Source organism: Bacteroides sp. Marseille-P8574 (assembly GCF_902825465.1).
Taxonomy (GTDB): domain Bacteria; phylum Bacteroidota; class Bacteroidia; order Bacteroidales; family Bacteroidaceae; genus Bacteroides; species Bacteroides uniformis.
Genome location: NZ_CADEBE010000001.1, coordinates 2,555,073 through 2,567,744, shown reverse-complemented (window position 1 = coordinate 2,567,744; position 12,672 = coordinate 2,555,073). Strand labels below are relative to the sequence as shown.

The 12,672-nt window shown below is 48.4% G+C and carries 9 protein-coding genes; 6 read left to right on the top strand and 3 right to left on the bottom strand.

The features are described from left to right. Positions 1 to 4 precede the first annotated feature (4 nt). The gene (locus HUX74_RS10950) at positions 5 to 496 is read right to left on the bottom strand and encodes a 3'-5' exonuclease (RefSeq protein ID WP_131225589.1); all 492 of its coding nucleotides are present in this window, start codon (positions 494 to 496) and stop codon (positions 5 to 7) included. A 105-nt stretch (positions 497 to 601) separates the two neighbouring features. Here HUX74_RS10950 and HUX74_RS10945 point away from each other — a divergent pair, with 105 nt between their 5' ends. The 4 genes from HUX74_RS10945 (at position 602) to topA (ending at position 8,485) form a co-directional block, all read left to right on the top strand. Beyond that, complete coding sequence (locus tag HUX74_RS10945) at positions 602 to 1,141, top strand: NUDIX domain-containing protein (protein ID WP_174646635.1); 540 nt, start codon at positions 602 to 604, stop codon at positions 1,139 to 1,141. Between the two features lie 104 nt (positions 1,142 to 1,245). After that, on the top strand, positions 1,246 to 4,290 hold the full coding sequence (locus HUX74_RS10940) for a tetratricopeptide repeat protein (RefSeq protein ID WP_174646634.1): 3,045 nt from the start codon (positions 1,246 to 1,248) through the stop codon (positions 4,288 to 4,290). Positions 4,291 to 4,305: 15 nt separating this feature from the next. Further along, positions 4,306 to 5,937 carry a TonB-dependent receptor gene (locus HUX74_RS10935; RefSeq protein WP_174646633.1) on the top strand — a complete coding sequence of 544 codons (1,632 nt, stop codon included), beginning with the start codon at positions 4,306 to 4,308 and terminating at the stop codon, positions 5,935 to 5,937. Positions 5,938 to 6,082: 145 nt separating this feature from the next. After that, the gene (gene topA, locus HUX74_RS10930) at positions 6,083 to 8,485 is read left to right on the top strand and encodes a type I DNA topoisomerase (protein WP_005834437.1); all 2,403 of its coding nucleotides are present in this window, start codon (positions 6,083 to 6,085) and stop codon (positions 8,483 to 8,485) included. Between the two features lie 141 nt (positions 8,486 to 8,626). On the opposite strand, the gene argS is transcribed toward topA, so the two are convergent. After that, complete coding sequence (gene argS / locus HUX74_RS10925; protein WP_174646632.1) at positions 8,627 to 10,444, bottom strand: arginine--tRNA ligase; 1,818 nt, start codon at positions 10,442 to 10,444, stop codon at positions 8,627 to 8,629. A 155-nt stretch (positions 10,445 to 10,599) separates the two neighbouring features. Beyond that, positions 10,600 to 10,866, bottom strand: coding sequence for an HU family DNA-binding protein (locus HUX74_RS10920; protein WP_117878811.1), 267 nt, complete (start codon positions 10,864 to 10,866; stop codon positions 10,600 to 10,602). A gap of 246 nt (positions 10,867 to 11,112) precedes the next feature. Here HUX74_RS10920 and HUX74_RS10915 point away from each other — a divergent pair, with 246 nt between their 5' ends. After that, positions 11,113 to 11,796, top strand: coding sequence for a rhomboid family intramembrane serine protease (locus HUX74_RS10915; RefSeq protein ID WP_165491367.1), 684 nt, complete (start codon positions 11,113 to 11,115; stop codon positions 11,794 to 11,796). After that, positions 11,777 to 12,667 carry a rhomboid family intramembrane serine protease gene (locus HUX74_RS10910; RefSeq protein WP_117964656.1) on the top strand — a complete coding sequence of 297 codons (891 nt, stop codon included), beginning with the start codon at positions 11,777 to 11,779 and terminating at the stop codon, positions 12,665 to 12,667. Before HUX74_RS10915 ends, HUX74_RS10910 begins: the two co-directional genes overlap by 20 nt. Positions 12,668 to 12,672 lie beyond the last annotated feature (5 nt).

The window sequence follows — 12,672 nt, the reverse complement described above, 5'->3', positions numbered from 1 at the left end:
TCCTTTATATGACTTGTTTGGCTATCCATGCACAAGCCTCCGCATCCGCCAATGCATGGTGGTGTTGCTCCAGTTGGTAGCCACAACAAGCTGCCACTGTGTGCAACTGATAGTTGGGCAATCCTTTCAGGACGCGACGTGATGCCTGCAAAGTACAATGAAACTCATAATCCGGATAATCCATGCAGTAAGTACGGAAAACAGCTTTCAGGCAGCTTTCATCAAAGGCCTTGTTGTGCGCTACCAATGGCAAGCCTTCAATGCGAGGAGCTATTTCCTGCCACACAACGGGAAAGATAGGAGCATCCCGGGTATCTGCCAACGTCAGACCATGCACGCGGGTATTCCAATAAGTGTAATACTCCGGTTCGGGACGGATGAGGTTATAATAATGGTCCACAATCTCTCCATCACGTACGATAACCACTCCTACACTACAAACACTGGTACGCTGTTCGTTGGCCGTTTCAAAATCAATGGCAGCAAAATCTTTCATCCGATATGGTTTTATAGTCGCCAAAGATACGAAAAATTCACTCTGTTCCTTTCATTCTACACCTGGTTTCCATTATCTTTGTCCCCGGACAAAGGCTAAAATATCATGGAACATCCACTTTCGCAATTCAAATATTGTCCGAAATGCGGTTCAGCCCATTTCGAAGTTCATAACGGGAAGTCAAAGCAATGCGCCGACTGCGGTTTCGTCTACTACTTCAACCCCTCTTCCGCCACCGTCGCCTTAATACTGAACGAATGCGACGAACTGCTGGTTTGCCGCCGTGCCAAAGAGCCTGCCAAAGGGACGCTGGACCTTCCCGGAGGCTTCATCGACATGACCGAGACCGGCGAGGAAGGCGTTGCCCGCGAAGTAAGAGAAGAAACCGGCATGAAGGTGGCAAAGGCCGAATATCTCTTCTCCCTGCCCAACATCTACATCTATTCCGGCTTCCCCGTACACACGCTGGATATGTTTTTCCGTTGTACGGTGGAGGACACCTTGCACTTCAAGGCGATGGACGACGCGGCAGACCTCTTCTTCCTCCCCTTGAAAGATATCCGTACGGAAGAGTTCGGGCTCGGCTCCATCCGCAAAGGAGTGGGTATCTTCCTGGAAGACATGCGAAAGAACAAAAGCGAATGATTATTCGTTCCTATTATGGTATATATCCTAAAAAAGCCAAACAAGTGTAACATTTCCGGGTTAAAACCCGTATTTTTGTAAAATACCTATTCTAACAAAAGAAGATGAAACATAAAATCTCCCGAATATTGTGCACAGCACTCTGTTGCGCACCTTTACTCGCCTCAGCACAAACAAGCGAGAAGAGTACTTCTCCCAAGCGACTCTACCAGGAAGGACAGACGTTGTTCCAACAAAAGGCCTATGCCGCCGCCATCTCCCCGTTGCAAGCCTATGTACGCCAGATGAATGCAGACGGCAAGCCTCTGCCCGACACGGGCGAGCGACAGGAAGCGGAATACATGCTGGTATGCGCCGCATACGAACTCAGAGACCCCAAAAGCATAGACCTGCTCCGTGCCTTCCTGGACGAATATCCCGATACTCCCCATGCCAACCGCATCTACGCACTGATTGCCTCCGCCTACTTCTTCGAAGGCAATTATGACGATGCCCTCGCCATGTTCAACTCCGCCCGCCTCGACCTGCTGGGTTCCGAGGAGCGAGACGACATGACCTACCGCCTTGCCACCTGCTATTTGAAAACGGGCAACGTAAAGGAAGCAGCCATCTGGTTCGAGACGCTGCGTAGCACCAGCCGCAAGTATGCAGCGGACTGTGCTTACTACATCTCTTATATCCGATATACCCAAGGACGGTATGACGAAGCGCTCAGCGGTTTCCTGCCTTTGCAGGACAATGCCAAATACAAGGACTTGGTTCCCTATTACATCGCCGAAATCTATCTGTTGAAGAAGCAGTACGACAAGGCGGAAATCGTGGCGCAGAATGCACTGTCAGCCCATCCCGACGGTCTGAGCTACACCCACACGGCGGAGCTGAACCGTATCCTCGGTACAGCCGAATACCATTTCGGGAAGTATCACGAAGCCGTAAAGTCCTTCGGACAATATATAGAACACAATGCCGAATCTGCCGCTCATAGAAGGGATGCCCTTTACATGCTGGGAATGTCCTATTATCAATGCGGCGTGTATTCGCAAGTCCCCTCCGTCCTCGGCAGAGTGACTGCCGAAAACGACGCCCTTTCGCAGAACGCATACCTGCACATGGGACTGTCTTATCTGCAACTGGCAGACAAGACCAAAGCGCGTATGGCTTTCGAGCAGGCTGCCGCCTCCAACGCCGATATGAAAGTCAAGGAACAAGCCGCCTATAACTACGCCTTATGCATCCACGAGACCTCCTATTCCGCTTTCGGCGAATCGGTGACCGTCTTTGAGAAATTCCTGAACGAGTTCCCGAGCTCTCCTTATGCCGAGAAAGTCAGCAACTACCTGGTGGAAGTGTACATGAATACACGCAGCTACGATGCCGCACTCAAATCCATCGACCGCATCTCCCATCCCAGCAAAGCCATTCTGGAAGCCAAGCAGAAGATTCTGTTCCAACTCGGGACCCAGTCTTTTGCCAACACACAGTTCGAGCAAGCCATCGGTTACTTCAACCAAAGCGTCACGCTGGGACAATACAACCTCCAGACCAAGGCAGACGCCCTCTACTGGCTCGGCGAGTCTTATTACCGCCTGAACCGGATGAGAGAAGCCGCCCGCAATTTCAACGAATATCTGTCACTCACCCGGCAGAGGGATACGGAAATGTTTGCCCTTGCCTACTATAACCTGGGCTACATCGCTTTCCACCAGAAAGACTATTCGACGGCAGAGAACCGTTTCCGCAACTTTGTCCAACTGGAGAAAGGCGAAAACCCGACCGCATTGGCAGATGCCTACAACCGCATCGGTGACTGTAACCTGCACGTCCGCCGTTTCGAGGAAGCCAAGCAATACTACGCCAAAGCTGAGAACCTGAACACTCCCGCCGGAGACTATGCCGTCTATCAATTAGCACTGGTATATGGCATGCAGAAAAACTATACGGAAAAGGTGAGCATGCTGGACCGACTTGCAGCCAAATATCCCAACTCGCCCTACGCCATCAATGCCCTCTACGAGAAGGGACGCTCCTACGTACAGAGCAACAACAGCCGCCAGGCTATCGCCACCTTCCGCGAGCTGCTTGCCAAATACCCCGAAAGCCCCGTCAGCCGTAAAGCCGCCGCCGAAATCGGCCTGCTTTACTACCAGAACGACGACTATGACCGTGCCATAGAAGCCTACAAACATGTAGTCACCCAATATCCTGGAAGCGAGGAAGCCCGCCTTGCCATGCGCGACTTGAAGTCCATCTACGTAGATGCCAACCGCGTGGATGAGTTTGCCGCCCTTGCCGCCCAAATGCCGGGAGAAATCCGCTTCGAGCCCAGTGAGCAAGACTCGTTGACTTACATCGCTGCCGAAAAAGTATATATGAAAGGCGAAGCCGCACCTGCCAGAGAGAGCTTCACCCGCTATCTGCAAAGTTATCCGGGAGGCGCTTTCAGCCTGAATGCACATTACTACCTTTGCGTCATAGGCAAAGAGCAGAAAGATGACGAGGCGGTATTGGAACATGCCGGGAAACTGCTGGAATACCCCGATAATCCATATTCTGAAGAAGCTTTGCTGATGCATGGAGAAATTCTGTTTAACCGCCAGCAATATGACCTGGCATTGGCCGACTACAAGAAATTGCAGGCCAAAGCCACCACGGCAGAGCGCCGCCAGCTTGGCGCTATCGGTGTACTGCGCTGTGGAGCACTGATGCATGATGATGCGGAAATCATCAACGCCGCCACAGCCTTGCTTGCCGAAGCCAAGCTATCTCCGGAGCTCCGGAACGAGGCATTGTACTACCGTGCCAAGGCATACCTCAACCAGAAAGCCGACAAGAAGGCAATGGATGACCTTCAACTGCTGGCCAAAGATACCCGTACCCTTTATGGAGCCGAAGCCAAATATCTGGTGGCATTACAATGGTACAACGCCGGTAATTATGCCTCTGCAGAAAAGGAAATCCTTAATTTCATCGATCAGAGTACACCGCATGCCTACTGGCTGGCACGCAGTTTCATCCTTCTGTCTGATGTATATGTAGCCATGGACAAGAAGCTCGATGCACGCCAATACCTATTGAGCCTGCAGCAGAACTACCAGGCCGACGACGATATAGCAAGCATGATTAACGAAAGACTGGAGAAATTGAAGTAAGAAATATAGCACATTATGAAAAAGATACAATATATCCTCGCAGGAACTATGCTTGTCTCCCTCTCTTTGGGGGCACAAGCCCAGACACAACCCCAAGACACCACCATGAACCGTACGGTAGTCGTGGAACAAGAATATAATCCGGACATCATGGACGCCTCCAAAGTGAACGTACTTCCCAAGGTGGAACCTCCTACCGTCAGCAAAAAGGCGGTGGAATATGACGCCACCCTGATGCCGGCAACCCATATCCCGGCAGGTATCATGCAAGCCTATACCGGAAAAGAGACGCAGGCGAAAGCGCTGCCCGGATATGTACGCTTGGGATACGGTAACTACGGTAACCTCGATGTACGCGCCAACTACCTCTTCTCCTTATCCCCCAAAGACCGCCTCAACCTGACATTCACAATGGATGGCATGGATGGCAAACTGGACTTACCGGATAATGGCGGAAAGTGGAATTCATTCTACTACCGTACCCATGCTGCCATGGATTATGTACATGCCTTCAGCAAAGTCGATTTGAATATTGCCGGAAAGTTCGACCAAAGCAATTTCAACTTCCTGCCCGACTTCGTCAGCAACAAGCAGAAATTCGTTTCGGGTGATGTACATTTCGGGGTAAGTTCCACGAGCGACGATATGCCTCTCCAATTCCGCGCCGAAACCAATTTGTTGGTCTACCAGCGCCAACACGACCTCATGGTGAGCAATATCAAAGAGAATATCGTGCGCACCAAAGCCGATGTCACCGGTTCCATCTCCGATGAGCAGACCATCGGCATGGCTTTTGCCATGGACAACACATTCTACAGCGACGGACGTTTCGAGAATCACACCGACGTAGACTTCAATCCATACTATCTCTTTCAGAATGACGACTGGAAAATACGTCTCGGCGCACACGTCGACCTGGCTTTCGGTTTCGGCAAGAAGTTCCGCGCCGCTCCCGACGTAGAAATGCAATACATCTTCTCGGACAGCTACATCCTCTACGCACAAGGTAAGGGAGGACGGCTGCAGAACGATTTCCGCCGTCTGGAAACCATTACGCCTTATGGCATTACAAACCAGCAGCTTGACAATACCTACGAACAGCTCAACGCAGCCATCGGCTTCAAGGCAAGCCCGGTCAGCGGATTGTGGTTCAACCTATACGGCGGGTATCAAGATTTGAAAAACGACCTGATTGACACTCCGACTGTCAAGTCCGACGGGATAAGCAATGTTTACCTCACAGAAGATACCAAGAACCTCTACGCCGGAGCCGACCTGAGCTACAACTACAAGGATGTTTTCTATCTCGCCGCCAATGCCGTCTATCGCCATTGGACAACAGACTCAGACGGTTCTGATGTCGTAGTAAGCTTCAAACCTTCCGTAGAAGGCAATCTCAATCTCAAGGTACACCCCATCTCCCCACTGCTTGTCGGCATCGGTTATCAGCACATCTCACGCCAGGGCGTGGAGAGCAACAAGGCAGACCCCGTCAACAATCTCTATCTAAACGGCAGCTACGAACTCTTCAAAGGTATCTCCGTGTATGCGCGCGTGAACAACTTGCTGAACAAAGATTACCAGTACTACTGGGGATACCCTTCAGAAGGTCTCAGTTTCTTAGGCGGAGTAAGCTTCCTCTTTTAATAGGGGCAGCACAAGCCGGAGCTCTAATTTGAACAAAAAAGGTCATTTTTGCTAAATTCTCCTTATATTATAAGGTGGGAAGAATCTTTTTTTCCTACTTTTGCGGGCGAATTCAGTGGCGGGAGTCACTAAAAAACAGAAATTTATGCAGAAAAACCTTGTCATAGTCGAGTCTCCGGCGAAAGCAAAAACCATCGAGAAATTCCTTGGAAAAGATTTCAAAGTCCTTTCCAGCTACGGCCATATACGTGATTTGAAGAAAAAAGAATTCAGTATTGATGTAGACAAAGACTTCAAACCGCATTACGAGATACCGGCGGATAAAAAGAAACTCGTAACCCAGTTGAAAGAAGAAGCCGAGCAGGCAGAAACCGTATGGCTGGCTTCCGATGAGGACCGCGAAGGGGAAGCCATCGCATGGCACTTGTACGAAGTGCTGAAACTGAAACCGGAACACACCAGACGTATCGTCTTCCATGAAATCACCAAAGGTGCCATCCTGAAAGCGATAGAAAATCCCCGTGACATTGACATCAACCTGGTCGATGCCCAGCAAGCCCGACGTATCCTGGACCGTATCGTAGGTTTTGAACTTTCACCGGTATTGTGGAAGAAAGTGAAACCTGCCCTTTCTGCAGGCCGTGTACAGTCCGTAGCCGTCCGTCTCATTGTAGAGCGCGAACGCGAGATACATGCATTCCAAACCGAAGCATCCTACCGTGTTACCGCCGTATTCCTCGTTCCGGACACTGACGGCAAAACAGTGGAAATGAAAGCCGAACTGGCGCACCGGCTCAAGACAAAGGCAGAAGCCCGGAAATTGCTGGAGAGCTGTAAAGCAGCCACGTTTACCATCAGCGACATCACTACCCGTCCGCTGAAGAAAACTCCCGCCGCCCCGTTCACCACCTCTACCTTGCAGCAGGAGGCTGCCCGCAAACTGGGATTCACCGTGGCACAGACCATGATGGTGGCGCAACGTCTGTACGAATCCGGATTGATAACCTACATGCGTACCGACTCCGTCAACCTTTCCGAACTTGCCGTCAACGCCAGCCGTGAAACCATCTCCAACCTGATGGGCGAACGTTACGTACACAACCGTCACTTCGCCACCAAGACCAAAGGAGCGCAAGAAGCCCACGAAGCTATCCGCCCCACCTATATGGAGAATGCCAAGATAGAAGGTACCCCGCAGGAAAGAAAGCTGTACGACCTCATCTGGAAACGTACCATCGCCTCGCAGATGGCAGATGCCGAAGTGGAAAAGACAACCGTAACCATTGCTATCAGCAACGAGACGGAGACTTTCACTGCAACCGGCGAAGTGGTGAAATTTGACGGTTTCCTCCGTGTCTACCGCGAATCATACGATGATGACGTAGAAACCCAGGAAGATGAGGCACGCCTACTGCCCCCTCTGAAAAAAGGACAGAAGCTCGAACATGAAGGTATCACCGCTACCGAACGTTTCACCCAACACCCTCCCCGCTACACGGAAGCAAGCCTTGTGCGCAAATTGGAGGAACTGGGTATCGGACGTCCGTCTACCTATGCTCCGACCATTTCCACCATCCAGCAACGCGAATACGTGATAAAAGGAGAAAAAGCAGGTGAAGAACGCACCTACAATGTGCTTAACTTGCAGGGTAATGAAATAACGGACAACAACCATACAGAAATCACCGGAGCTGAAAAGTCAAAACTGATGCCGACAGACACCGGTATTGTGGTCAATGACTTCCTGATAGAGTACTTCCCGGACATCCTTGACTACAACTTCACTGCGAGCGTCGAAAAGCAATTCGACGAAATAGCCGAAGGTGACAAGCAATGGACCGCCATTCTGAAAACATTCTATAAGAAATTCCATCCTTCAGTAGAAAACACACTTGCCGCGAAAACCGCCCACAAGGCAGGCGAACGGATTCTAGGAACAGACCCCGTCAGCGGAAAACAAGTGTCTGTAAAAATCGGACGTTTCGGCCCAGTAGCACAGATAGGTACTGCCGAAGATGAGGAAAAGCCCCGTTTCGCCCAGGTAAAAAAAGAAATGTCCATCGAGACCATTACGCTGGAAGAAGCGCTGGAGCTGTTCAAACTTCCCCGTACTCTCGGAGAGTATGAAGGCAAGAATGTAGTCGTAGGTGCGGGACGTTTCGGACCTTATATCCAGAACAACGGCTTGTATGCCTCGTTACCCAAGACAATGGACCCGATGACCGTTACGCTGGAAGAAGCTATTGAACTTTTGCAAAAGAAACAAGAAGCAGAAGCCCAGAAACATATCAAGAAGTTTGAGGAAGAACCGGAACTGGAAATCCTGAATGGACGCTATGGCCCTTACATCGCTTATAAAGGCAGCAACTACAAGATTCCTAAAGACATCATCCCTCAAGACCTGAACCTTCAGGCTTGTCTGGAAATTGTGAAACTGCAAAGCGACAAGGATACGGGCAAGTCTAAGCGGACTGCAAAGGCGGTGAAAGCAACGAAAACGACTAAAACAACCGCCAAGGCAACTGCCAAAACAAGCAAGACAAAATAGGACTTAGTCTACACGTATAAAATGGGAGAAAGGAGACGATAATTTAAACTTCTATTATTTATACCACAAGAATAAATATTATACTATAAAAGAATAAGCCCGAAGAAGTATCCTCGGGCTTATTCTTTTATAGTGCGATGTTTACATCCTATCCGGCACCTCAATTCCCAGTAAACCCATACCTAAGCGTACCACCTTGGCTACATCCTCGGACAATGCAAGGCGGAATACCTTCACTGCTTCGTTCTCCTCACGCAGAATGCTGAAGTCATGGTAGAACTGGTTATATTCCTTCACAAGGTCATACGTATAGTTTGCAATGATGGACGGGCTGTAATCCTCACCTGCCTGCTTCACGATAGCGGCAAAGTCGGCAACCATCTGTATCAGCCCCTCTTCCTTCTCACTCAGTTCAATGCCGGCAGGCAACTGGGCAGGGATTTCGATACCGGCCTCTTTTGCCTTGCGGAGAACAGACTGGATACGTGCATAAGTATATTGGATGAACGGTCCCGTATTACCATTGAAGTCGATGGACTCTTTTGGATTGAATGTCATGTTCTTGCGGGCATCCACTTTCAGGATGAAGTACTTCAAGGCACCCAGACCAACGATACGGGCGATATTGTCTGCTTCTTCCTTTGTCAGACCATCCAGCTTGCCCAGTTCATTGCTGGTTTCCTTGGCTGTATCAATCATCTCCGCCATCAGGTCGTCAGCATCAACCACGGTACCTTCGCGGCTCTTCATCTTGCCCTCGGGAAGTTCCACCATACCGTAAGAGAAGTGCACCAACCCTTTACCCCATTCGAAGCCCAGTTTGTCGAGCAGGATGGACAATACCTGGAAATGGTAATTCTGTTCGTTGCCTACCACATAAATCATCTTGTCAATGGGATAATCTGCAAAACGGAGTTTAGCAGTACCTATATCCTGCGTCATGTAGACGGATGTACCGTCCGCACGCAGCAGCAGCTTGTGGTCCAGCCCCTCCCCCGTAAGGTCCGCCCATACAGAGCCATCTTCTTTCCGGTAGAAGAAGCCTTTCTCCAGGCCCTCCATTACCTTCTCCTTACCTTCGAGGTACGTGTTTGATTCGTAATATATCTTATCAAAAGTTACACCCATCATACGGTAAGTCTCGTCAAAACCTGCATACACCCAGTCGTTCATCTTCTTCCAGAGCTCACGTACTTCCGGGTCATTGGCCTCCCACTTTACCAGCATTTCACGAGCCTCCTTCATCAAAGGAGATTCAGCTTCTGCCTTGGCTTTCGCTTCTTCCTCATTCATGCCTTCGCTTTGGAACTTGGCCATCAGTTCTTTCACTTCCGCCTTATAATGCTTGTCGAAGGAAACATAGTAATCGCCAATCAAGTGGTCTCCCTTCTTACCGGATGATTCGGGAGTTTCACCATTCCCGTACTTCTGCCATGCCAACATGGACTTGCAGATATGAATTCCACGGTCATTGACAATATTTGTCTTTACTACCTTATTACCGTTGGCAGCCACTATATTAGCCAGCGCATTTCCCAAAAGATTGTTGCGTACATGGCCCAAATGAAGCGGTTTGTTGGTATTGGGAGAAGAATACTCAATCATCACCAATGGAGAGTTGTCAGTAGCAGCCACGATACCGTACTGCTTGTCCGCATGAATGCCATTCAACAATTCTATCCACGCAGAGGAGGCAATGGTCAGATTCAGGAAGCCCTTAATGACATTAAATGCTGCAACCGAAGACTCGTTTGCCTGCAAGTATTCACCGATTTCCTGGGCCGTCTGCTCCGGTCCTTTCTTGGACATACGGAGGAAAGGGAATACAACCAGCGTGAGATGTCCCTCAAATTCTTTCTTGGTTTTCTGCAACTGCACTTGTGCGGCAGGAACATCCTGTCCGTAAAGCGCTTTCAGTCCGCCGATGACGGACGATACCAGTTTCTGTTCTATATTCATGATTCAAATGTATTTTCCTGCGTGCAAAGATAGCGTAAACCGAAATCAGTACAAAACAAGCAGGCTTGTTTTTATTGACTCACAAGATATTCAACATACAAAGAGGGGACGCTCCTTGTAAAACGTCCCCTCTTTGTATGTTGAGTATACTGTTCTTATTCAGCTGTCAATTCCGCACCTGGTTTGAATTTAACAACTTTCTTTGCAGCAATCTCGATAGGCTTTTTAGTAGAGGGGTTGATACCCATACGCGCTCCTCTTTCCACCACACTGAAAGTTCCAAAACCAACCAATGATACTTTATCACCGGCCTTCATTGCCTTAGTGACTGATGCGATAAATGCATCCAATGCTTTCTTTGAATCAGTCTTTGACAAACCAGACTCCGCTGCCATAGCGCTAATAAGTTCCGCCTTATTCATAATGCTTAAAATTAATTAATATGTTACACAAAAGATATTTTTACTTTTCATCACAAACCTCCACAAAAATAGAGCAATATTTCTGAATATCAAATAAAAACATTAAAAAAATATTGGAAAACAACGAAAAAGAAGGAATAGAATCTGCTTTTTCTGTTATAGAACAGAATTTATTCGTATTTTTGCCGGAGAAAGCAAAAACAGGCAACTGTTTTTGAACTGTAAAATGAATTGAAACAACAGATTATGAATACTATACCTACTGTAACCAAGAACCTTTTAATCATTAATGTGCTGATGTTTCTGGGTACCATCGTCGCCCAAAGCTACGGCATCGACCTCGCCCAATATCTCGGATTGCATTTTTTTCTTGCCGAAGATTTCAATGCAGCACAATTGATAACATATATGTTCATGCACGCCGGATTCGCGCACATATTTTTCAACATGTTTGCCGTATGGATGTTCGGACGTATTTTAGAGCAGGTATGGGGGCCAAAACGATTTCTGTTCTACTATCTGGTGTGCGGTATAGGAGCCGGAATTATTCAGGAGGTGGTACAGTATATTCATTATGAGACAGTGCTTTCCGCCTATGACAGCGTGAATACCGGCATGGCCATCATCCCGATGGAGGAATATCTCAATATGATGACTACCGTGGGAGCTTCGGGAGCAGTATACGCCATTCTGCTGGCATTCGGCATGTTGTTCCCCAACCAGCAAATGTTCATCTTCCCGTTACCGGTTCCCATCAAGGCCAAATATTTTGTTATCGGATATGCCCTGATTGAGCTATATGCCGGATTTGCAAATAACGCAGGAGACAATGTGGCACACTTTGCACATCTGGGCGGTATGGTATTCGGTTTTATCTTGATTATGTATTGGAGAAAAAAGAACAGAGGAAATGGCTACTATTATAACTGATTTGAAAGAAAACTTTCGCAGAGGAAATATCTATATCCAGTTGATTTACATCAATGCAGCGGTATTCATATTCACCACTCTGACTGAAGTCATGCTCCAATTGTTCAATCGGAGTATGATGGGAATATTCGAATGGCTGGAATTACCGGCATCACTTTCACGCTTCATTCTGCAACCGTGGTCACTGCTGACGTACATGTTCATGCATGCAGGATTCATGCACATTCTTTTCAACATGCTGTGGCTTTATTGGTTCGGAGCACTATTCCTGAACTTCTTTTCTGCAAAGCATCTGCGTGGTGTGTACATTTTGGGAGGAATCTGCGGTGGTTTGCTCTATATTGCCGCCTATCATATTTTCCCGTACTTCCACCCCATGATAAATTACTCTTTCATGCTGGGTGCCTCTGCTTCCGTGCTTGCCATCGTAGCTGCCACAGCCTATCGTGAGCCCAACTATCCGATACATCTATTTCTTTTCGGAACCATCCGACTGAAGTATCTGGCGCTTATCGTTATAGGCACCGATTTGCTATTCATTACCTCCAGCAATGCCGGTGGACACATCGCACATTTGGGAGGTGCGCTGGCAGGGTTATGGTTTGCTGCCAGCCTCAGCAAAGGCAGTGACCTGACCTCATGTATAAACAAATGTCTGGATGCTTTAGTTTCCATCGTCAGCTTTAAACCCCGAAAGCCGAAAATGAAAGTACATTACGGTACCAGTAAACAAAAAGATTATGATTACAACGCACGGAAAAAAGCCCAATCCGACGAAATAGACCGCATTCTCGACAAATTAAAGAAATCGGGATACGAAAGCCTTACTACGGAGGAAAAGAAAAGCTTGTTCGACGCAAGTAAACGTTAAACAAA

What these genes read in the sequence shown, in the direction of transcription:
- HUX74_RS10950 (WP_131225589.1), bottom strand. Translation starts at nt 496, where the DNA reads ATGAAAGATTTTGCTGCCATTGATTTTGAAACGGCCAACGAACAGCGT.
- HUX74_RS10945 (WP_174646635.1), top strand. Translation starts at nt 602, where the DNA reads ATGGAACATCCACTTTCGCAATTCAAATATTGTCCGAAATGCGGTTCA.
- HUX74_RS10940 (WP_174646634.1), top strand. Translation starts at nt 1,246, where the DNA reads ATGAAACATAAAATCTCCCGAATATTGTGCACAGCACTCTGTTGCGCA.
- HUX74_RS10935 (WP_174646633.1), top strand. Translation starts at nt 4,306, where the DNA reads ATGAAAAAGATACAATATATCCTCGCAGGAACTATGCTTGTCTCCCTC.
- topA (WP_005834437.1), top strand. Translation starts at nt 6,083, where the DNA reads ATGCAGAAAAACCTTGTCATAGTCGAGTCTCCGGCGAAAGCAAAAACC.
- argS (WP_174646632.1), bottom strand. Translation starts at nt 10,444, where the DNA reads ATGAATATAGAACAGAAACTGGTATCGTCCGTCATCGGCGGACTGAAA.
- HUX74_RS10920 (WP_117878811.1), bottom strand. Translation starts at nt 10,866, where the DNA reads ATGAATAAGGCGGAACTTATTAGCGCTATGGCAGCGGAGTCTGGTTTG.
- HUX74_RS10915 (WP_165491367.1), top strand. Translation starts at nt 11,113, where the DNA reads ATGAATACTATACCTACTGTAACCAAGAACCTTTTAATCATTAATGTG.
- HUX74_RS10910 (WP_117964656.1), top strand. Translation starts at nt 11,777, where the DNA reads ATGGCTACTATTATAACTGATTTGAAAGAAAACTTTCGCAGAGGAAAT.